18 protein-coding genes and 1 pseudogene are annotated in these 22,000 nt (G+C 54.6%); 12 read left to right on the forward strand and 7 right to left on the reverse strand.

Annotated elements, in window-relative coordinates; all coding sequences use genetic code 11:
* Positions 1 to 112: 112 nt before the first annotated feature.
* Together ACUTJJ_RS05860 and ACUTJJ_RS05865 are read right to left on the reverse strand one after the other, a co-directional pair.
* Positions 113 to 805 carry a GntR family transcriptional regulator gene (locus tag ACUTJJ_RS05860; RefSeq protein WP_445541592.1) on the reverse strand — a complete coding sequence of 231 codons (693 nt, stop codon included), beginning with the start codon at positions 803 to 805 and terminating at the stop codon, positions 113 to 115.
* A 160-nt stretch (positions 806 to 965) separates the two neighbouring features.
* On the reverse strand, positions 966 to 2,309 hold the full coding sequence (locus ACUTJJ_RS05865; RefSeq protein ID WP_445541593.1) for an MFS transporter: 1,344 nt from the start codon (positions 2,307 to 2,309) through the stop codon (positions 966 to 968).
* Between the two features lie 209 nt (positions 2,310 to 2,518).
* Here ACUTJJ_RS05865 and ACUTJJ_RS05870 point away from each other — a divergent pair, with 209 nt between their 5' ends.
* The 7 genes from ACUTJJ_RS05870 (at position 2,519) to ACUTJJ_RS05900 (ending at position 12,436) form a co-directional block, all read left to right on the forward strand.
* Positions 2,519 to 3,616, forward strand: a complete 1,098-nt coding sequence (locus ACUTJJ_RS05870) for a CapA family protein (RefSeq protein ID WP_445541594.1) — start codon at positions 2,519 to 2,521, stop codon at positions 3,614 to 3,616.
* Positions 3,617 to 3,843: 227 nt separating this feature from the next.
* Positions 3,844 to 4,989, forward strand: a complete 1,146-nt coding sequence (locus ACUTJJ_RS05875) for a M20 aminoacylase family protein (protein WP_445541595.1) — start codon at positions 3,844 to 3,846, stop codon at positions 4,987 to 4,989.
* A 146-nt stretch (positions 4,990 to 5,135) separates the two neighbouring features.
* Positions 5,136 to 6,011, forward strand: coding sequence for an NAD(P)-dependent oxidoreductase (locus ACUTJJ_RS05880; RefSeq protein WP_445541596.1), 876 nt, complete (start codon positions 5,136 to 5,138; stop codon positions 6,009 to 6,011).
* Positions 6,012 to 6,049: 38 nt separating this feature from the next.
* Entirely contained in the window at positions 6,050 to 6,850 is an 801-nt protein-coding gene (locus ACUTJJ_RS05885) for an alpha/beta fold hydrolase (protein WP_445541597.1), read from the forward strand.
* The gene (dapF, locus tag ACUTJJ_RS05890) at positions 6,840 to 7,703 is read left to right on the forward strand and encodes a diaminopimelate epimerase (RefSeq protein ID WP_445541598.1); all 864 of its coding nucleotides are present in this window, start codon (positions 6,840 to 6,842) and stop codon (positions 7,701 to 7,703) included. Before ACUTJJ_RS05885 ends, dapF begins: the two co-directional genes overlap by 11 nt.
* A 17-nt stretch (positions 7,704 to 7,720) precedes the next feature.
* Entirely contained in the window at positions 7,721 to 11,821 is a 4,101-nt protein-coding gene (locus ACUTJJ_RS05895; RefSeq protein WP_445541599.1) for a putative Ig domain-containing protein, read from the forward strand.
* A gap of 333 nt (positions 11,822 to 12,154) precedes the next feature.
* The gene (locus ACUTJJ_RS05900) at positions 12,155 to 12,436 is read left to right on the forward strand and encodes a hypothetical protein (RefSeq protein ID WP_445541600.1); all 282 of its coding nucleotides are present in this window, start codon (positions 12,155 to 12,157) and stop codon (positions 12,434 to 12,436) included.
* A gap of 132 nt (positions 12,437 to 12,568) precedes the next feature.
* On the opposite strand, the gene ACUTJJ_RS05905 is transcribed toward ACUTJJ_RS05900, so the two are convergent.
* Complete coding sequence (locus ACUTJJ_RS05905; RefSeq protein ID WP_445541601.1) at positions 12,569 to 13,528, reverse strand: GlxA family transcriptional regulator; 960 nt, start codon at positions 13,526 to 13,528, stop codon at positions 12,569 to 12,571.
* Positions 13,529 to 13,650: 122 nt separating this feature from the next.
* On the opposite strand from ACUTJJ_RS05905, the gene ACUTJJ_RS05910 reads away from it, so the two are divergent.
* Positions 13,651 to 14,724, forward strand: coding sequence for a DJ-1/PfpI family protein (locus ACUTJJ_RS05910; RefSeq protein WP_445541602.1), 1,074 nt, complete (start codon positions 13,651 to 13,653; stop codon positions 14,722 to 14,724).
* A gap of 287 nt (positions 14,725 to 15,011) precedes the next feature.
* Positions 15,012 to 15,629 (forward strand): glutathione transferase GstA, encoded by a 618-nt coding sequence (gene gstA / locus ACUTJJ_RS05915; RefSeq protein WP_445541603.1) that lies wholly within the window; start codon positions 15,012 to 15,014, stop codon positions 15,627 to 15,629.
* Here the strand turns inward: gstA and ACUTJJ_RS05920 are convergent.
* Positions 15,618 to 16,589, reverse strand: a complete 972-nt coding sequence (locus ACUTJJ_RS05920; RefSeq protein ID WP_445541604.1) for a LysR family transcriptional regulator — start codon at positions 16,587 to 16,589, stop codon at positions 15,618 to 15,620. The two genes, gstA and ACUTJJ_RS05920, sit on opposite strands and share 12 nt — an antisense overlap.
* 328 nt (positions 16,590 to 16,917) lie before the next feature.
* Here ACUTJJ_RS05920 and ACUTJJ_RS05925 point away from each other — a divergent pair, with 328 nt between their 5' ends.
* The 3 genes from ACUTJJ_RS05925 to maiA all read left to right on the forward strand — a co-directional run bounded on the left by ACUTJJ_RS05925 (position 16,918) and on the right by maiA (position 18,977).
* Positions 16,918 to 17,235: a DMT family transporter gene (locus ACUTJJ_RS05925; RefSeq protein WP_445541605.1), complete on the forward strand. Its 318-nt coding sequence runs from the start codon at positions 16,918 to 16,920 to the stop codon at positions 17,233 to 17,235.
* 42 nt (positions 17,236 to 17,277) lie between these two features.
* Positions 17,278 to 18,267: a pyruvate dehydrogenase (acetyl-transferring) E1 component subunit alpha gene (pdhA, locus tag ACUTJJ_RS05930; RefSeq protein WP_367187369.1), complete on the forward strand. Its 990-nt coding sequence runs from the start codon at positions 17,278 to 17,280 to the stop codon at positions 18,265 to 18,267.
* Between the two features lie 68 nt (positions 18,268 to 18,335).
* Positions 18,336 to 18,977 (forward strand): maleylacetoacetate isomerase, encoded by a 642-nt coding sequence (gene maiA, locus ACUTJJ_RS05935; RefSeq protein ID WP_445541653.1) that lies wholly within the window; start codon positions 18,336 to 18,338, stop codon positions 18,975 to 18,977.
* Positions 18,978 to 19,550: 573 nt separating this feature from the next.
* Here the strand turns inward: maiA and ACUTJJ_RS05940 are convergent.
* From ACUTJJ_RS05940 to bla, 3 genes and pseudogenes are all read right to left on the reverse strand, one after another.
* Positions 19,551 to 20,375: an alpha/beta fold hydrolase gene (locus ACUTJJ_RS05940; RefSeq protein ID WP_445541606.1), complete on the reverse strand. Its 825-nt coding sequence runs from the start codon at positions 20,373 to 20,375 to the stop codon at positions 19,551 to 19,553.
* 416 nt (positions 20,376 to 20,791) lie between these two features.
* A pseudogene (locus tag ACUTJJ_RS05945) lies at positions 20,792 to 20,967 on the reverse strand (IS3 family transposase); the annotation flags it as partial.
* Positions 20,968 to 21,120: 153 nt separating this feature from the next.
* Positions 21,121 to 21,999 (reverse strand): class A beta-lactamase, encoded by an 879-nt coding sequence (gene bla, locus ACUTJJ_RS05950; RefSeq protein WP_445541607.1) that lies wholly within the window; start codon positions 21,997 to 21,999, stop codon positions 21,121 to 21,123.
* Position 22,000 lies beyond the last annotated feature (1 nt).

Genomic DNA, 22,000 nt, shown 5'->3' on the forward strand with positions numbered 1-22,000 from the left:
CTTGCAGACGCTCACAGAACGATTTTATGCGCAGCGGCTAACGACGCCTCTCACAGCAGTTGAACGAGCGCGAGTCAGTTTGGGACTGGGCACGTTGAACGTCCACGTGGACCTAACCAAAAATGTCGCTCTCAGCGAAATCCTTGTGTTGACGCATCATCCGCCCAATGACGCGATCGCGAGACTGTTTTACGTGGTTTATGATCGCATTGCGCGCTTTGCGGCCATCACGCATCGCTAGCGCTTCGATGATCTCATCGTGGTCGTGATCCAGTTCATCGCTGTCTCCAGACCTGATGTCTGAAAAGAGCAAGCGCTGCATTTCATCAAATATTTGACTGGTGGCGCGGAGTAAGCGGGCGTTGTCCGCAATCTCAGCGATCTTTTCATGAAAATGTTGATTGGCTTGCATGAAGTTGCGGTAACTCGACGTGTCGCCGGCAATGAGCTTAATTTTGGAGATACGCCTCATCTCAACTATGTGCTCATCAGATATGCGGGGCGCAGCCAGTTCGGCTGCTGCACCTTCGATGATTAGCCGCATTTGAACGAGTTCGTGGAAGTCTTTGAGGCTGAGTTCGGTAACCGCGTAACCACGTCTTGCGATAACCCTGACTAATCCGTCCTGTCGCAGACGGGTTAAAGCTTCTCGTAGTGGCGATGAACTGACCTTGTAGCGCGCTATAAGGTCAGCTTCGTTGAACACGATCCCTTGACGTATCTCTCCAAGCGTAATGGCAGCACGCAGGTCACTGTAAACGCGATCGCCTAAAGATTGTTTAGGTGCAGAGACAGATCTTTTCATGAAGGCTCCGGACAAATGACAGTTTTGCAGAGCGAGCTATTGATCGTTGTGAACATTTTTTGCAAGGCTAACTGATCCATGTAGAGTCACTAGGCCGCGGCGATAAAGTCAACTCCCGAGAATGGCGCTGCCTCCTGAAAAGGCGGCGCCGGATTTCGGCTCATACCCTGCGCGAGATGTTATCAATTTCGGACTGCATGAACCGACGGACAACGAGTGCTAACAAAACCGCGGCGAATAATCCAAGGATGCCCACCGTCAGAAGTCCTAGCGTGACGCTACCCGTCTCAGTCTTCAGAAGACCGAGACCGTATGGCGCAAGAAAGCCCCCCAAATTGCCGAATGAGTTGATAATAGCAATTCCTGCAGCGGCAGCTGTGCCAGAAAACAACTTGTTTGGCATCTGCCAGAATACCGGGATCGCACCGTATGCACCAGCTAAGGCAAACGCGAAGGTCACGATGGTCAAAGGTGTGCTGGCGTAAACGGGCATAGAGAGCACGATAAAGGCGAGGCCGCCAACAACTATAGAGCCGGCGCATTGGGCGAGCGGACGTTGCGTCCTATCTGCCATCAGACCATTGAAGATCATTGCCGCAGAGCCAAAGAGCGATATCCCTGAAATCACCCAGCCAATGGTGGCAATATCACTAAAGCCAGCCTCCCGAACGATTGTCGGCCCCCAGAAAGCCGCTGTCGCGTTCATGATAATAACCAGAAAATAGACTGCCGTGAAAATCCAAAGGCGCCTGTCGCGAAGAGCAAGTATGAGAGAATGCTGGCGTTTCCCCATCTTTTTGCTGTCCCGGTCAAGATCCTCACGCAAGTCTACTCGCTGCTCCGACGTGAGCCAACTTGCATCCTCCACTTTGTCAGTAAGATATTTTAATACGAAGAAGCCGATCAGCACAGTGGGAAAACCTTCAAGAAGGAATAGCCATTGCCAACCTGAATTGCCCAGATATCCATGCAAGTGCGACATAATTGATCCCGCAAGCGGTCCTCCGATGACCCCTGAGAGTGCAACGGAGGACATGAAAATTCCGAAAACTTTCGCGCGGCGTTCTGAGGGAAACCAGAGCGTCAGGTACATGATCACGCCTGGGAAAAAGCCTGCCTCGAACGCTCCCAGCAAAAAACGTAGTGTATAGAACATCGCTGGGCTTGAAGCGTGTGCCATCAGCATGCAGATAACCCCCCAACCTATCGCGATGCGGGCTATCGTTTTACGCGCACCAATCTTTTGAAGGAGCAGGTTGCTTGGCACTTCAAAGAGCAGATAGCCAATGTAAAATATGCCTGCTCCAAAACCGTAGACCGCATCACTGAACTGCAATTCCTGCATCATTTGTAGCTTTGCGAAGCTGACGTTAACGCGATCAATCCAAGCCAAAACCCAGAGTACCATCAGTATGGGAACCAGTCGCCAAAAGACTTTCCGGTAGGTCTGGTCCAAATTTCGTTGCGCGGACGCTGTCGCGTCCGCATGAAGGTCGATGCTCATTTTTCGATAATCCCCTTTTTTAAGCTGAGAAGGCGTGCTTGACGATCGTCAATGTTCCCGCCCGCATAAAAAATATATCAATAAAATATTTTAGATCAATAAATTTTGGTGGCTGACGTCTGGAATCGAGAGAAAGATAAAAAAAGTCCAATTTTATGTTGATTTATCGCGTAAAGTAGGCAAATGATAATACATCATAAAAATATTTAATGGGTGACAAGATGGTTTCAAGGCTGCGTTTTTCGGCCGCCGGTGACATTGTAGTTAGGAATCGGCTCTATCGTGACGGCATTCCGGTGTATCCCGACTACGAAAAAACAATGGATTACCTGCGTTCTGGCGATTTGGTGTGGGGCTCCTGCGAGGTGCAGTTCTCGAACACTGGCCATCGGACCGACTCTCCCATCGCTTACTTGGTGGATCCATCCGTTGCTGACGATTTGGCGCGTGCCGGCTTCAATCTCATGACCGTCGCGACCAATCACACTCGAGATTTTGGCATCGCAGCTTTCCAAGATACTCTCTCGCACTTGGATCGTGCGGGCATAACCACGGTCGGCGGCGGAAATGATCTTGCCGCCGCACAAGCTCCGCGGCTCGTTGAAATAGCGGGAACCAGGGTTGGAATTTTAGCGGTTTCCTGCTTATTGCCTCCGGATTACGCGGCGCTTGTGGACCGCCCCGGCATCTCGCCACTACGTGTCGAGCAATGGCCGGAGATTCATCCCGTGCTATTGGCAACTGAGCCGGGAGCCCCAATGAAAATGCGAAGTCGCGCTGTCCAGGAAGATGTCGATAATCTCATTGCGCAAATCGAAAATCTGCGACCGTCTGTGGACGTTATGATAGTGAGCGTCCACTGGGGATATGGACGCGGCAATCCTAGAGCGGAATATCAACAACCCCTAGGACGCGCTATTATCGACGCAGGTGCCGACATGGTTCTTGGCAACCATCCCCATAGCCCTGCGGGGATCGAAACCTATCGGGGGAAACCGATCCTATACAGTCTAGGCAATCATATCGCGCAGCAGGACTGGGCAAATGCTACATCGGTCCAAAAAGATATCTTTTCCCAAATCGATCCATGGTCGATGGTTTGCTCAATCTCTATAGAGCAAGGGCACATTGAAGAGATCGAATTCCGGGTTACACAATGCAATTCGGATGGGATGCCAATCCTTATAGAGGACGCAGAGGAGGCGGCCCCCGCATTGCTGGATTTCCAGCGACTCTCGGCTACCCTCGGGACAGGAATGTCCGTCGACGGATCAAGGCTGGTTTGCCAATTTGAATCGCCGCAATAAATAGCGACTTCGGGCTGAGAGTTGCCGCTACGTTGGCCGTAAGAAACGGCCAACGTTTGCTATTTGTAGTGAATAGGGGTGGCTCTGCGTTTCTCCCTCGTATCTCCGCAGCTCATCGAGACGAGGACCCGAAGAATGGCGTCTCCGACAACCGCAACCCAATCTAAGCAACGTTCCACTGATTGTAGAGCGCGTAGCGCTCGCAACCTTTTACTGGATGTTATTCGATGGAAGACTCTTCAGCCGATGCAATCACTTGGCGTCGCAAGCTGCACCGTATCCCGGAGCTCCTTTACGACCTCCCTTTAACCTCAAGTTTCGTGGTTGAGCGCCTACGCGAATTTGGTGTCGACAGTATCACCACTGGCGTTGGAAAAAGTGGCGTCGTTGCGACTATCAAAGGCCGCAAGAAAAATGGTAAATCCGTGGGGCTGAGAGCTGATATGGACGCATTGCCAATTACAGAATTAACAAATCATAACTATCAATCAAACCATCCTGGTCGGATGCATGCCTGTGGCCATGATGGGCATACCGCGATACTCCTAGGAGCAGCGCGTAAACTTTCGGCTGATCGTGATTTTGCAGGCACAGCCGTTTTATTGTTCCAGCCGGCAGAGGAAGGTGGCGCCGGAGCCAAAGCGATGATTGACGACGGCGTGCTTGATCGTTTCAAAATCGATGAAATTTATGGGTTGCACAACATGCCAGGCATCTCTTCAGGAAGCTTCGGTTTTCGTAGTGGAGCTATTATGGCCGCGTCGGACACCTTCTCTGTCCGTCTACATGCGCTTGGGGGGCATGCGGCGGCGCCTCACCTATCAGATGATATCATACTTGCGGGCGCTTCGCTCGTGCAGTCCTTGCAACAGATCGTAGCACGCAACGTCAATCCGCTCGAAGCAGCCGTACTGTCCGTAAGCTGCTTCAATTCCGGCACCGCTGAAAACATCCTTCCCAGTGACGCGATACTTAGAGGAACAGTGCGCGCACTTGGGGAGACAACACGCGAAGCGGTTCAGACGCGTCTCCACACAGTCGCTCAAGCAGTGGGTTTATCACATAATGTTAATATTAAGGTGGACTACACTCGCCAATATCCTGTGACCGTCAACACTTCCGCACAGACAGAGGTTGCCGCGTCCGTCGCAAGAGAGTTGGTTGGTACTGAATCCGTGGACGCCGAAACTGCACCGCAACTCGCGTCGGAAGATTTCGCGTATTTTCTCCAAAAAAGGCCGGGGGCATTCCTGTTCGTTGGAAATGGCGATAGTGCGCCCCTTCACAATCCTACCTATGACTTTAACGATGCCATCATTTCGACCGGGATACGATTCTGGTGCGCACTTATGAAGGCTTCGAGTGCGGCCTGAAATTTTATCGACATCACCAATATAACAAATCAGTTTTTGTGAAGTGAGATTATCGATTAATTTGATATTCTTAAGAATATCTCTGCGCTACGGCTAAGCGCGACAAGGTGAGATCAATCATGAGTGCGTTAAACAAGATCGGCTTCATGGGCCTTGGCACCATGGGAACGCCAATGGCACTGAACCTCCTCAGGGGGGGGACGCCTCTCATGGTCTGGAATCGATCGCAAAGCCGGACCGATGAGGTCGTCGCTGCAGGTGCCGAGGTCGCGTCTGATGCGGCTAGCGTCTTTGCACACTGCCAGACGATTATCCTGATGCTTGCCAACGAGACAGCGACGGACGAGGTACTCGACCGTGGCGGACCAGACTTTGCATCGCGTGTTGAAGGAAAAACCGTCGTTTCGATGGGAACGATGCCTCCTGGCTACTCGCTCGCCCTAAGCAATGACATCAGAACATCCGGTGGAACTTTTGTTGAGGCTCCGGTATCGGGCTCACGCAAGCCAGCGGAATCTGGACAACTTGTGGCGATGCTCGCCGGTGAGCCCGATGATGTTGCCGCAATCAGCCCTTTACTAGCGCCCATGTGCCGGCAGGTTTTCGAGTGCGGGGCGATTCCTGGCGCGTTGCGGATGAAGCTTGCCGTGAACGTCTTTTTGATCACGCTTGTGACGGGACTTGCAGAGGCAACGCATTTTGCAAAATCGCACAATCTGGACCCCACGCAGTTTGCCGCCATCCTTGATGAGGGTCCAATGGCGAGCGATGTGTCACGCATCAAGATTTCGAAACTGGTTCGCGGCGACTTCACGCGTCAGGCTGCCATCACCGACGTCTTAAAGAACAGCCGATTGGTCATGGACGCTGCGGGTGAAACGGCGACCTCGTTGCCGCTCATGCAGGCGTCACTCGCACTTTATGCGGAAACCGAGGCGATCGGATTAGGTGATGACGACATGATCGCCGTTATTCGAGCAATTGAAGGGCGGACAGCTCTCCTGCGTGGCGGATCCAGTTGATAGCCCCAACGAGAACTTCTTACACGCAAGGAATTCACGTGAAATACGAAGCTACAGATAGAAATGGAATAGTGACTTTCGACAGCCCATCCAACGGTGTCCCGCTGGTAATTGTTCCAGGTGTGATGGCGGATGCGCAATCATGGATATCAGTTGCTGATGCTCTCGTTACGGCTTGTTCGATCTTTATCGTCAACAGGCGCGGGCGCGCGCCCAGCCGTCCCATTGGTGAGAACTACGACGTAAGGACTGAGATAGAAGATTTGGCGTCGGTTGTGAAATCCGTAGGAGAGCCCGTTCATCTTTTCGGCTGGAGCTATGGTGGTCTCATCGCGCTTGAGGCCGCGGCCAAGGGTTTGCCGATCCGCTCACTTACCGCTTACGAGCCAGTATCGAGACCATTTGCACCGCAGACAATCCAACCCATCCTTTACACTCTCGCACAAGGTGACACCGATCGGGCCGTCGAAATCATCAACCGCGACGTATCCGGGTTTGATCAGGATTATGTTGACGCGCTTCGGCAAACGCCTGTATGGCCGGATCTATGTCGGCTTGCACAGCCACTCGGCAGTGAACTGTCTGCAATTGATTTATTTGAGCCGAGTTATGCCGCTTACGCCTCGATCAATTGCCCTATCACACTGATATTGGGTGAACAGAACAGCGGCCGCGCGCCCTATGGTACCGCATTTGAGCGCTTCTCCTCGGCCATCCCACACGCGGTGCAGACGCGTCTCTTGGGGCAAGGTCATCTTGCCCATGTCCACGCTCCAGAACTTCTAGCCCAAGCTATCGTTCAAGCGGTCCACAATTCTGGGGACGCAGATGGAGCTTAACTCTGAAAAGATGCACGCGAATGGTGATGATTTCGCCATCGTTGATTGGCGTCACCAACCCGTGCACATTGATCGGACTGTCGTAGCGCGCATGGGAAACCGAAATAGGGGTATCGGCTTTAACCAGCTTGCCACGATTTCAGATTGCGACCATGCAGCTGCGCAAACCCAGTTCTTCAATTCAGATGGTTCGTCACTCAACGCCTGCGGGAGCGCCACGCGTGGGGTTGCTCTCAAACTCATGCAGGAAGCTGACGTTTCTTCGGTCACAGTCCGAACCAATCATGGCCTCCTGACCTGCACGAGAGACAGCAGCAATCTTATTTCGGTCACCATGGAAGAGCCGTTACTGGATTGGCGGGACGTGCCATTAAGCAACATGGACACGCTTGTGCTGCCTCTTCAAGCTGACCCCAGCGCCTGTAGTATGGGGAATCCCCACTGCACCTATTTCGTGGATGATCTTGATGACGACCTAGTTGGGCGACTTGGCAGCGAGATCGAACGCCATCCGCTGTTTCCCCAACGGACCAACGTTCATTTCGTGCGAGTGGGCAGCCGTTCGAAGATTTGGCTGCGTATCTGGGAGCGAGGCGGCGGCATTCCACTTGGATCTGGCTCCTGCTCATTTGGAGCAGTCGTCAACGGTATTCGGCGCGGCTTTCTGGATACGCATGTCGAGGTCGAATGCGACGGCGGATCCGTCCTTGTCGAGTGGGTGCAGGGCGGACAAGTGCTCCTGTCCGGCCCTGCAGCGCCTTTGTTTCGCGGAACATGGTGTTGTGCCACCAACGACATCCTTCCGACACTATCAGCCCGAGACGACCAGCATGCATCGTCGGCTTTGAGATAATTATGGCGGGGGCCTACGTGCAGCAAATCTCAATTCGTAATGCGAGAAAAGGTATTAAAACTTCTTTCGTATTCTTACTCACATGCCTGGTTGCAGCCTTTGCAGCCAGCGGTGTCTTCGCAGCTTCGAGGGCGTCGATAACCTCATCCCCTGGCAACGTGAGGGTTTCTGATGGTCAGACAGCAACGTTCAGCGTGAACGCTGTCGACGCCGTGAGCTACAGTTGGCAATACACCTACGAAGAGCCCGCCTGGAGCCCAATCTCCGCTAACGATATGCCAGGCACGACGGGGGAGCGCAGTCCAACGGTTTCTGTTCCAGCGGACTCAAGTATGGACGGTATGATCGTACGTGTCGTTGTTACAGGGAGCGATGGTGTCGCTGTTGTGTCAAGATCCGCAACTTTGACGGTTACCGGCGCTCTGGCGAGCCAGTCGCTCGCCTTCAACAATCCAGGCACTCAGAGTTTCGGCACCACGCCCACTCTTACGGCGGCTGCCACATCTGGCCTTACTGTTGCTTTCAGCTCGTCTACGACAGGCGTCTGCACTATCTCCAGCGGAGGCGCACTCACTTTCACGGGCACTGGAACTTGCACAATCAGTGCCAACCAGGCGGGTGATAATACCTATAGCGCCGCTCCAACAGTTTCGCAGTCCTTCTCCGTCAACGCCGTTCTTCCTGGCGCGCCAACCGTCGGTACGGCGACCGCCAGCGATGGGCAAGCTACCGTCTCCTTTACGGCACCCTCCGGCAATGGTGGCGCGACTATTGTCGGCTACACCGTTACCGCCAGTCCAGGTGGAGCAACCGCAAGCGGAAGCGTCAGCCCGATCACGCTCATCGGATTGACGAACGGAACAATCTACTCATTCACCGTCACTGCAACCAATAGCGCAGGGACCGGTCCAGCTTCATCGGCATCGAACTCGATTACACCCAAGGCCGCACAAATGATCACGTTCCCCAATCCGGGAGCGCAGAATTTCGGGGAAATGCCGACGCTAACCGCGACAGCGTCTTCCGGGCTGACGCCGATTTTTATCTCGTCCACCACCGCCGTTTGTACCATTACTAATGGCGGAGCTTTGACATTCGTCAGCATCGGAACCTGCACGATTGATGCAGACCAGGCTGGGAACGTTGCCAACCTCCCTGCCCCGACAGTGTCTCAGAGCTTTTCGGTCAATGCTGTTATCCCCGGCGCACCGACGATCGGAACCGCGACGGCAGGTGATGGACAGGCGACGGTCACGTTCACCGCTCCAAGTAACATTGGCGGCACGACGATCACGAGCTACACTGTCACATCCAGCCCGGGCGGCTTCACCGCGACCGGCCTGGGAAGCCCGATCACCATCGCCGGATTGACCAACGACACTGCTTATAGTTTCACAGTCGCGGCCACTAACAATGTTGGAAACGGATCGACATCTGCTGCATCAAATTCTGTTACGCCTCGTGTAGCCCTTCAGGCACCTGTCGCGAACCCGGTCAGCGCAACAGTTGCTGGTAACGCAGGTGCCACAGCCATTACGCTCAACATAACGGGTGGTAGCGCCTCGTCGGTCGCGGTTGCTGCGCAAGCAACCCACGGGACAGCAGTAGCTTCAGGCACATCGATTACCTATACGCCGATGGCAGGCTACTCTGGCTCTGACAGTCTTACCTACACTGCAACGAATTCCAGCGGTAGCAGTGCGGCGGCGACAGTCGCCATCACAGTTTCTGCTCCGCTCTTCACCTTCACTCCCTCCTCCGCAGTGCTCGCCTCCGGCACGGTTGCAGCGGTTTACACCCAGACGGTTGACGCGTCAGGTGGAACAGCCCCTTATAGCTATACTTATAGCGGTGCGGTTCCGCCCGGGCTCACGCTCAACACTATGACCGGTGTAATATCCGGTGCCCCGACGACCACCGGCACCTATAACTTCACGATCACTGCGACCGACGCCAACCATGCCACCGGATCTACAAGCTACTCGATCGTAATAGGCGATCAGGCACCGGTCGCTGGTGCAGCCTCTGCGACGGTTTCGGCCAACTCGTCGGCCAACCCGATCACGCTGAACATCACCGGGGGCGCGGCGGCCTCGGTGGCAGTTGCTACTCAGGCGACCCATGGGACGGCAACTGCCACTGGAACGACGATTATTTACTCGCCGACGGCAGGTTTTTCAGGCTCTGACAGTTTCACTTACACCGCTGCAAATGCTTCGGGCACCAGTGCCGCAGCGACAGTCGCGATCACGGTGTCCGGTCCTACATTGGCCATCTCCCCAGCAGGAGGAACACTTCAGGCTGGAACGTCCAATACGGCCTATAGCCAGGCGATTATGGCTTCCGGTGGAGCGGCTCCGTACAATTACGCCGTCAGCACCGGAACACTGCCCACTGGCCTGACACTCAATGCTTCGACGGGTGCGATCACTGGAACACCAACTGCTGCCGGAAACTATAACTTCGCCATCGCCGCAACGGACGCGAATGCCGCATCTGCGACGGCCGCCTATAGTCTGACAATCAATCCAACGGCTGTCGCGACCTTTACCTTCTTGCCGCCAGGCGGCCCTCTGATCGAAGCCATGGCCGGCGAAGCCTATAACCCGCCGATCTCGGTCGCAGGTGGGACGTCTCCGCTTACCTATAGTATCGCATCGGGAAGCCTTCCGCCTGGAATGATCCTCAACGTCTCGACCGGGGCCTTAAGCGGCTCGCTCAATGCGGGAACGGAAGGCGATTACGGCTTCACACTTCAGGTGCGCGATGCGCAAAATGCGACTGGGACGGCCAGCTATACGCTCCATGTGAAGTCGCGTGCCGTCACTGTCGATGACAAGGTCGTTAATGTTGCGGCTGGTTCCACGCCGGCCAATGTCAATCTCGCGGCTGGTGCGACCGGTGGGCCCTTCGTCTCAGGCGACCTAACCTACGTTGTGCCCGCCAACGCTGGATCCGCCAGCATCGTCAACGGCGAATTCGCTCAAGCGGGCGGCCCAACGCCGACCGGCTGGTATCTGAAATTCAATCCCAACCCTGCTTATTCCGGCCAGGTCCATGTCGGCTTCCGGCTCACAAGCGCGCTCGGCATTTCCAATACCGCGACCGTGATCTATAATATCGGCTATGATCCGGCCAAGGTAGCCACTCATGTCGATAGCCTCGTCCATGACTTCATCGAGGCTCGCCAAAACCTGATCGCCTCAACGATCAGGGTCCCAGGCCTGCTCGAACGCCGCCAGGTCGCCAAGTCCACCGATCCCGTGACAACCCGCATCATGCCATCAGAACAGGGTATGACGCTCGGCTTCTCCACCAGCCTTGCCCAGATAGAGGCTGCTCGTAAAAACGATGGCGTTGCGAGCGGGGAGGTATCGCCTTTTAACATCTGGATTGACTCCACTTTCCTGGCCCATAATGACAAGGAAGTGAACGGCAGCAAGTGGGGCAGCTTTGCCATGGTCTCGGTTGGCACCGACTACCTGCTCTCCGAGAAGATATTGATCGGCCTTTCCTTCCACTACGAACATATGATAGATCCGACGGATGAAGACGCTACGCTGACCGGCAGCGGTTGGCTCGCCGGTCCTTACGCCTCTTTCGAGATCGGCAAGGGCGTTTTCTGGGATACCAGTCTCTTCTATGGCGGCTCTTCCAACAAGATCGACAAACAATTTTGGGACGGCAGTTTCGATACGACCCGCTGGATGCTGGATACTTCGATCAACGGCCAATGGAATCTGGATGAGGTAACTACAGTGACCCCGAAACTGAGGACCGTCTACTTCTCCGAAACGGTCGAGGAATACTCCGTGACAAATGGGCAGAACGATCAGATCGGAATTGAGGGCTTTACTGAAAAGCAGCTGCGCGCCAGCCTCGGCGCTGAGATTGCTCGCCAGTTTACACTCGAGAATGAGATGAAGCTCACACCGAAGTTAGGACTTACTGGAGGTTTCTCCGGAATCAATGGCTCTGGTGCCTTTGGGCAAGTCTCGTCTGGCCTGTCGTTGAATACTTTGAACGGCCTGAGTGTTGATGCCGGGATACTTTTTAATTTCGCAGCAAATGACGAAAAATCACTCGGCGCAAAAGCCGGGATCTCGGGCCGCTTTTAGGTCGTCAGTCGGGCAGTGCTAAAACTAGAGATTCTCGCATTGGAGGAAATACATGCAGAATTATGATCGGCACCTCCGAAGATTGCCACATGACATGGATGGCAAAAATGCGCCAACAGCGGACATGACGGATTACCTTGCCGAATAGCAAATCATGACCACACATCGGTCATTCGCGCTTCACTGCCGCGTCCTTAGAAGTCGTCAGCTAGGGGCTCAAGTTCGCTCCTGCGCGACGGCCGATGACAGAGGTGATGAAGCCGCGCGCTGTGGGGATGCGGGACGATTCTAGAGAGCGATGTAAGGTGCGCTGTCAAGCAAGGTGATCTGGAAATGCAGCACTGGGACGGCGTGAAAGACAATCTTCACGGCCCTAGCAGCCGCGACTTCCACATCCGTCGTATCGCCTTCTTCGTTCAGAACGGACTCCCGGATGATGAACATCGGATACGAATTGCTGTCGATGCAATGGACCGATCGCCGGTTCGCATCGATAACGGCAACCACCGCCTCGCCGCGACCTTCATCCGAAAAGAGTCAACCGTGAAAGCGCTGCTTTATTACTTCGAAGCGTCGGATGTCGCAGCTTTCCTACCCAGTGCCACCCACATTTAAATGCAACGAGAAGAGTTGAACAGGTGAGCGAGAGACCAAGTGGTAAGGCTGCGTGACAGCCAAGCAGGAGTACATGATCTGAGCGACCGGTCTCACGGAAAGGGTCATTCGCGCAAGCGCCCCGATAGCTTCTCACTTTATTCCGAAGCGATCCCTATAAAAACCCGGTGTAACTCCGAGCCGCTTTTGAAATACGCGGTGTAAGGAGTGGAAACTGCCAAAACCAGAACGCTCGGCAATACGAGCCAGTGGCCAATCAGACGTCTCAAGCAACATCTTTGCTCGGTCGATCCTGGCATCTTCTACAAACTGGGCTGGCGTCGTGCCTGTTTCTCTTCGGAACGAGCGTGAAAAAGTCCTTTCCGACATCCCGATCCGCGATGCGAGGACAGGACCCGAAAGGTCGCCGGTCGGATCTGCCAGAATTTCACTCATTAAACTGCGCATGCGCGGTTCCGCTGTAAGCGATGTTGCAAGTCCTGGGTTGAACTGAGCTTGTCCGCCTGGCCTTCGCATAAACAGAACCAACTGCCGAGATACAGAAAGCGCTGTTTGCGCACCGCAATCGTCCTCTACAAATGCCAGACACAAGTCGATTCCTGCTGTGATCCCGGCGGAAGTATACAATGGCGGTTCGGCTATGAAGATTGCATCTCGCTCTACATCGATCTCAGGCCTTAACTTTTTGAGCAAATCCACTGAGTTCCAGTGTGTTGTGGCGCGCTTTCCGTCGAGAAAGCCACCCGCCGCTAGTACGAATGCTCCCGTGCAGACGCTGGCCAGTCGGCGGACACGCTGGGCGCGCGATGTTAGCCATCTGATCAGATCGGTTTCGAATATAACCTTCCGCAGCCCGTCTTCGCTCCCCCCTGAAATAATAATCGTGTCGATATCGTCAGGCAGAGCGTCGAGTGCGATTGCGTCGCCAAAACGGATACCACCGGCCGAACTACAATTAATCGATCCGCCCTTCGGGGACGCCAGGATAAGCTCGTAAGGTGGGAAGTGCGCAGGCTTGTAGAGGTTCGCTGTCGCGAACACCTCCATCGGGCCGACCACATCCATGGCTTGCACTCCGTCATAGCCGATCATGGCAATCCGCCTGAATGTCTCGTTACGTGCCTGCATTGGCGGAATATGCGATAAGTTTGACATTTTCGCCAGATGCCCTGCTGGAATAAGGTGCCGGAAATTCTGCCATTCTGGATTAAATTATGCGCCGTATTTTCCGAAAGACCTTCCTGCTCCTGCTCATGACGCTCTCGATGCATGCGAGTGCAGCGGTAGCCGATCAAATTCAGTTGCCTCCGGTAAAAGCTGGACACCCTCGCCCGCTTGTTGCCATCGTAGCGGACAAAGCAGGGACAGAAACGACAGATCTTGTTGTGCCCTATGGAATTCTAAAAGCCGCGAACATCGCCGATGTCCTGATCGTTTCGTCTGAAGCAGGCGCGGTCAGTCTGATGCCTGCTCTCACCGTTGAGGCAGATACTACGATCGAAGCATTCGACACATTTCACCCTGAAGGAGCAGATCTTGTCATTGTGCCAGCGATGCATGACGACAGGAACGACGTGATCATCAACTGGGTGCGCGAACAGGCTACAAAAGGAGCATTCGTCAGCGCTATCTGCGAGGGCGCGTGGATAGCCGCGCGGGCAGGTTTGTTAGACGGACGGAGTGCCACAACACACTGGTACGCGTTCGACAAAATAGCAGGAAAGTTTACGCAGACACGGTGGGTTCGCGACAAGCGATATATTGTAGACCACAATTTGATGACCACCACCGGCGTCACTGCGTCCATCCCGGCAAGCTTGGCATTAGTTGAGGCGATTGCGGGAGATGCGAAAGCGAAAGTGATCGCAAACGATTTCGGATTTCAAAATTGGAATGCGACACATGACTCTGCGCCGTTTCATCTGACCGCACGGCGTGTTGGGCTGGTTATTGCAAATTATCTCTCATTTTGGGGGCACGAGACTCTGTCTGTTCCCGTCACAAATGGCTTTGACGAGATTGCGCTCGCTCTCAGCGCCGACGCCTGGTCAAGAACGTACCGTTCGCAAGTGATAGCGACGTCGAGAGAGAACTTTGTCATCTCCCGGCATGGTATAGTGCTCGTGCCAGATAAAACGAAAGAGGTAGCCGACCGCGGATCATCTTGGAACAAGACAGATATTTCGGCATCGTCTCTCGGTGTCACACTAGCAAAAATCGCTGAGCGCTACGGCCGCCAAACTGCTGATCTTGTAGCTCTACAACTTGAGTATTCTGCCGCGGAATAGCAATCATCCGCCGAACCCCACATTCGCAGATATTGCCGATTGATGGCGCTGCCCTCGATAACGATTAGCCGGAAGCCGTTAACCGACTGGATTGTGATTTGCTTACAGGGACCCAAAAAAAATAATCCCACCGCGAGACGGTTGTCCTGGGACAGTGTTTCTGCACGTTGTCCAAGGAAGTTTTTGTGTCCTTTGCAGGGTGACAATCGACGCTTGCAATCATTCAACGCCTTTCCTTCTGATCGCAGTCTATGTTTCCCCTAAACATATCGAACAGGAGATAAGCTATGAAGCTCTACTATGCGCCAGGCGTATGCTCGATGGCCGCCCATATTGTCGCCACCGAAGCCGATATTCCGCTGGAATTGGTGAAGGTCGATATCCGCAAAGATCCGCACCTTATTAATGATGGTCGTGACCTCAAGCGGGTGAACGAGAAGGGCGTGGTGCCGGTACTGGAGCTGGATGATGGCCGCACACTAACGGAGGGTATCGCCATCCTGCACTTCCTCGCCGATAAAAAGCCGGAGGCGATGCTGAAGCCTGCGCCGGAGAGTTTCGACCACTATCGTCTCCACGAATGGTTGACCTTCATCAGTTCCGAGCTTCACAAGATCTTCAGCCCCTGGCTGTTCCACCCGGAATATGGTGAGGATGCGGCAAATGTCGCGAGGCAGAAGCTGCGCGAGCGGTTTAACATCTTGGACAAGCATTTCGCCTCTGAGACCTTTCTTGTCGGCAACCGCTTCAGCATCGCTGACGCCTATTGTTTCACCATCATGAATTGGTCCAAGGGACGTAATATCGACCTCGGTCCGTGGGCCCATCTATCTCGATACCTGTCGGCGATCGCCGATAGACCGGCTGTGCGCCGCGCGATGGCTGCGGAGGGCTTAGCCATTTAGGGCGTTTGTCCTGGGCGAGGCATCTGCCTCTCTGACGTCGGGTGCCTTGGCTTCGTCCAGGGCACGCTCACGTTTTCCTTCCAAGACAGCTCGCCGTGCGATCAGACCGCTACCGACGTGATCAAGAAAAGCGCGGACCCGCGCCGTGTTGCGCAGGTCCCTGTGCGTTATAAGCCAAAGTTCGCGAGTAAGTTCGGGTAATGGCTCCTGGACGCGTTCGATATCGGGTTCTGGGTCGCCGAGGTAGCAGGGGAGGAGTGCAAGTCCCAGCCCTGCCTTTACCGCCATCAGCTGGTTGATAAGGCTGCTGGAACGGTATGCGAAAGCGCGCGGTGAGATATTTTCAGTCAGCCAAATCGATGCAGCAGCGACCGCGCCACTATCCCAACCAATCACAACATGGCTTGAGAGGGATTCAACATCGGCAGCTCTTCCCCGTTCTGAGAGGTAGCCACTGCTGCCGTAAAAGGTCCAAGGCGTCGATGCGATCTTGCGCCCGAAAAGCTCACCCTCATGCGGGCGCGTGGCGCGAATAGCGATGTCGGCCTCTCGACGCAGCAGATCGAGCTGCCTGTTATCGACGAGCAGTTCCAGTTCGATGCCGTCATGCTCTCGGCGGAAATCGGCCAATACTTCATTGAGGATGCGATAGGCAAGCGTTTCTGACGACGTTATTCTTAGTTTGCCGACGAGCCTCTCGTCCTGTCCAATGATGGATCGGTCCAGGGTCATTATTTCTGCTTCGAGCCGCTCGGCCGCCATGATCATCTGCGCACCGGCATCCGTTGGGACGTAGCGGTTCGTCGTCCGGTCAAACAGCTTGACGCCACGACGCTCTTCCAGCGCATTTAGCCACCGGAAGACGGTAGAGTGGTCATTGCCCAAGTCTTTTGCAGCGCCCACAAGCGAACCCGCTCTTCCGATCGCGAGTACGATTTTAAATTCGTTCCAGTCTTTCACACCTTGCCACCTCGCAGGGATTCAGGGCTTTCGGATTTATTGTGATTGCAAAACGGCAAGTTCGATTTCGCATTGCCGGATGGCCATTAAAGGCTGCGGATCATAAACTGAGCTGGAGAAAGCGTCTGCTTGCAATCTTGCAATCCGTCCTTGTCGAAATGAAAACCGAAGATGAGCTGCGATAGGCTCCATTGCCTTTTGGCAACGCTCGCTTGCCAAACCACAAGGAGCGTCACGGGTTCAATCTCCCTATCATGCCGCTGTCAACGATTTAAGCAGTGCCCCGTTCAACGGGCGGTGATCCAAGTAATGGTGGAGTGCGGCAAGCATGGCGTGGTTTTTGCTGATAATTTCGGGAATTCTTGATGTCGGTTGGGCCGTCAGCGTGAAGATGGCTTCTGGCTATAGCCGTCCGGGTTGGTCCGTCCTTTCCTTAGCATTTCTTGCAGCCTTTATCTTCTGCCTTGGTAAGTCGCTGCAAACACTGCCGCTCGGTACGGCCTATGCCGTCTGGACCGGTATCGGCGCAGTCGGGTCGGTGGTCGTCGGTATCGTTGTCTTTCGTGAACCGGCTACAGCGGTCCGGTTATTCTGGCTTGCAGTTACCCTCACAGGGATCCTCGGTCTCAAGCTTTCACGCACTTGACCAACGCACTGCCACTTACGTTTATCTATAAAGGAATGAAACATGCCTAAGCTCAACGCCGATCCTAATTTCGCTTTTTCCAAGCAGGAGGAGTTGAAAGCCTTTCGCGATATGCTCCTGATCCGCCGTTTCGAAGAACGATGCGGCCAGATGTACGGCGAGGGTTTGATCGCAGGGTTTTGTCACCTTTACATTGGGCAGGAGGCCGTGGTGGTGGGCATGCAAATGACGATAGGTGAAGGTGATCAGGTCATCACAGCCTATCGCGACCATGGCCACGCATTGATGGCGGGCATGGACCCCAAAGTCGTGATGGCGGAACTGACAGGTCGCATGTCAGGCGCTTCGAAAGGTAAAGGCGGCTCCATGCACATCTTCGATCGTGAAAAAGGTTTCTACGGTGGTCACGGCATCGTGGGCGCCCAGGTTTCGCTCGGTACAGGCGTGGCATTTGCGAACAAATATCGCGGCAATGACCGCGTGTGTCTGACCTATTTCGGCGACGGTGCGTCGAACCAGGGGCAGGTCTATGAAAGCTTCAACATGGCAAAGGTTTGGGGGTTGCCAGCAATCTACATCATCGAGAACAATCATTACGGGATGGGCACGAGCGTAGAGCGCGCCTCTGCCAATCTCAACCTTTCTGAGCGCGGCCTCTCCCTTAATATTCCGGGCGTACAGGTAGACGCCATGGATGTTCGCGCCGTTCGAGCGGCGGGCGCCAAGGCGGTCGAACACGCGCGCGCAGGTAACGGGCCGATGATCCTCGAAATGCTGACCTACCGGTATCGCGGCCATTCAATGTCGGATCCAGCCAAGTACCGGTCTCGCGAGGAGGTCGACAAGGTCAAGAACGACAACGACCCGATCAATCGTTCACGCACCCGCATCCTTGAAGAGGGGCATGCCAACGATGACGATATGAGGCTGATTGAGAAGGAGATTAAGGAAATCGTCGCCGAGTCGGTCGATTTCGCAAAGACCAGTCCGCTGCCCGACGCAGCCGAGCTCTATACCGATGTCTACTTGTGAAACACGGACAAACCAGTTCGGCGCAACTTCGCCTAAGATCAAGAAAAAAGGGAGTTACCCATTTGAGCATGCAACTGTACACCTTCTGGCGGTCCAACGCCGCATTTAGAGTTCGTGTCGCGCTTGCCCTGAAAAAGCTTGCCGTTGAGGAAATCGAGGTCGATATCCTGTCGGGTAAGCAGTTCGATCCTGACTATACTGACGTGAATGCGGGACATGCCGTGCCGGCTTTCGTACACGACGGGAATGTCATGTTTCAGTCGCTGGCCATCATAGAGTATCTCGATGACATTCAGCCAGAGCCTCGGCTTGTTCCCGCGGATGCAAAGGAGCGTGCGTATGCTCGAGCCCTTGCACTTGTAGCGGCGGCTGATGCTCATCCGCTTGTCGTGCCGCGCGTGCGGAAATATCTGACAACACAGTTGGGCGCGAACGATGCGACGGTAAAGTCCTGGTGCAGCCACTGGGCCTCCGAAGGGATTGCGACCTACGAGCGTCTTCTGACCCGTCGCCCTCCGACGCCATTTGCACTTGGTGAAACGCCATCGATTGCCGACATATGCATCGCCGGTCAGATCGTGACGGCGGACCTCTACAAACAGGATCTTAGCGCGTTTCCACGTGTCGAAGCCCTGGGAAAAAGATGTTTTGACCTCCCGGAATTCGCTGCCGCTCACCCCTTCCAGCATCCAGATTACCGGGAGATTTAAGATAAGGATGCAGATGCTATTCCGGTCCGTGGGACGAGATGCCTGTTTACGAATAAACGATCAAGAAAATGCGTCGACACTCCCGAAACAAACAGCCGCGGCGACGTTCTTCACGCTTCGCCCGGGCAATAAATGCACTCCAATCCGTCAAGCAAGGACGACCGTGACTTGCCGACGGTTTCGTCAAGGCTTCCATGAGCTCCTGGGCGGCGTCAATCAAAAGATGCCGTTGCCTTACGGATGTACAAAATGCGGCCTTGACGCGCCATTACGGTTCTTCTCAAGCCTCTTGTCAAAGGCATTGTTCAAGAGAAGATGCTAGCTGTACTCCAAAAAAACGTCAGCCAGGAATATTCGACCTTCGGGATATCCTCGACACAGCACAAACACGAACGCCGCATTTTGTTCCTAGGTTTGTCAGTGCCAGCCACAGTGTTCCAATGACGAAGCACTGCCGAAAAAGAGTCAACAGGACGAGGCGGAAGCACACCGCCATCGTCCGCGTTGTTCGTTAGTTCGCCCGCCGAATTATCCGTTCGGAACATTACGGTTCGGATGAAATTCTCATCAGACTTACAGAGCGGCGCGCTGAGCTTTATCGCCAGCTTGCAAGAAGGCGAGCAATCGCGTCGTAAAGTGATCGGGCGAATCAGCGTTTGAGATGTGAGCTGCGCCCTGGATGACGGTTACTTCGCTATTTGGGGTCTGCATGGCCATGTGATGACTGAGCTCTGGTGGTGACATTCTGTCAATGCTTCCAGCAATGAACAAGATAGGCATAGAAAGTTCCCGAAGGCGAGATGAGACATCGAACGTAGTGATACCGCGAGCGACCTGAGCAAGAGACCCACCGTCTGAGGTCGCCGCGATACCGTGCCAAACTTGGTATGTGCGTATTCCCTCTGGCGTTGCCTGAAAAGACGGTGAAACCGAAACAAGCCAGTTCTGTTCTAGCCTTGCTTCTGGACCATTGGCTTGTTCGAAAACCGATGCCCATCCCTCGGCCATTGCTTTAAATTCGGGCGTATCCGTCTTACAAAAACTGTTTGCCACGACGAGCCGTCGTATCCTGGATGGCTGTCGAAGCGCGAGCTCTAGCGCGACCATTCCGCCCAACGAGAGGCCGACGACATCCAGATCATCGACGCCCAGATAGGCGAGCAAACGTTGTGTGTCGTCGGCGATATCCGCGACGCTGAACGGGCTGGACAGTCGAGCAGAAGCACCGTGACCGGCATGATCGGGAACTATCGTACGATAGCCGGCTTCGACAAGTGCGGGAATTTGCGGTCCCCAGGCTCGGCCGGAATTGCTGATGCCGTGCAGCAGCAGAACCGGCCTGCCCTTTCCGAACTCCATGAAGTAATTGCGGCGACCCTGTGACTCATAATAAGCCATGATATTGCTCCTTTCGGCCAGTTCGAAGATACGAGATGGATGTGAGGATGGAAGCAGATGTCGCTCCCAAAAAGGGGCGAGGCTCCAACCGAGAGATGACAACGCGACAGATTGCTCGGAAGGCTGTGAAGGGCCCCCCCACAGCAATACCTTCCCGACCCTGCAAAGGCGTTCTCAAGCCCGCAGTTGCGATAGCGCCGATACGGGCAATGCCGCGCGGGAGCGCGGCAGGTGTTCAGCTGAGAAAAGGAGACATTGTACGCTCGTTCGTCCGGATTTCGAGGAGGTAATCTCATTTATCTCTACGTAGAGATAGTATGTCTTGACGTCAAGACATATTTCGCCGTTCAAGGAGCGATTGTTCGTTTTCGTGCAGAGCTGAGACGGTGGGGGTGCGGATAAAAGATTGGACCGTTTCATAAGTTCAGGCCGAGACTTTTACGATACTCGACCGGGTTGAGTGATCCCGACATTATTTTGATGCGCCTCTCATCGTACTATCGGATGTAGGTGTCCACCTCGGCGACGAACGATCGATCGTGATGGCCTTCCAGTCTCGTGGATAGAAGGGCTCTGGTTTCAGGCGGCCGAAACGCTCGGCATTTAGGAAGCTAAAAGCAAATCAAGCGAACGACGCCCCATGTCCTTCGTTTTTGTCCAGCCTTCAGTGCCGGCTTAAGGCGGGCGCTGGAGGCTGGATTGGCAACGGCATAAGTTCCACGGTCGCCGGCATTCTGTCTTTCGATTATGCGTTTCTCGTAACGATGCGTGCTACTTCGGCCAAAACGGCTTCCTGATCAGCCACGGAACCACGTGCCTTGCCGAGATAGGCCGCGACGACGATCGGAGAACGATTGGGTGGGAAGATCACCCCGATATCGTTGGTTGCTATTCCCTCCCACGTCCCGGGCTTGTTCGCGATCCGCCAGCCCGCCGGCAAACCAGCCCGCAAGCGCTGTGCGGCCGCGTCTCTGGACGCCATCATCCACCCTGTCAGGTACGCCCGCGACTTCGGTGACAGAGCGGAGCCCAGTATGATGCGTTGCAGTGTGCCCACCATCGCGCGCGGCGACGTCGTGTCGTGTGTTTCTCCGGGCTTGACGATATTGAGAGCCAGTTCGGTCTTGTCGATACGAGTCGTTTGATCACCGATTGAGCGCAGATAGGCGGTCAATGCAGAAGGTCCGCCGAAGCTGGACAGAAGCAGGTTTGCCGCGGTGCTATCGCTGACCACCGCCGCCGCTTCGCAGAGTTCTTCTATAGTCATGCCACCGGTAATGTGCGGTTTGGTCGCCTTGAACGGAATAACCAGATCCTTTTCCCCAAAGAAGATTCGTCGATCCAATTTCTCCTCTCCACGATCAACGCGAGCGAGTGTGAACGCGATAGCGAGAGCCTTGAACGTGCTGCACAGTGCGAAGCGTTCATCAAGACGGTTCCCAACTATCTGGCCGGTCGCGGTGTCCAGGACCGCGACGCCAAGATGACCACCACTGCCGAGTTCGAGCTCTTTGAGCTGCATTTCAACAATGGCTTTGCTGTTTGCGGCCCAAGCGCTCCGCTCCAGCGACCAAAATGCTGCAACGAGGGGGGGTAGACATAAAGTTCGTCGTGTGATGAACATG

Source organism: Agrobacterium sp. DKPNP3 (genome assembly GCF_052686535.1).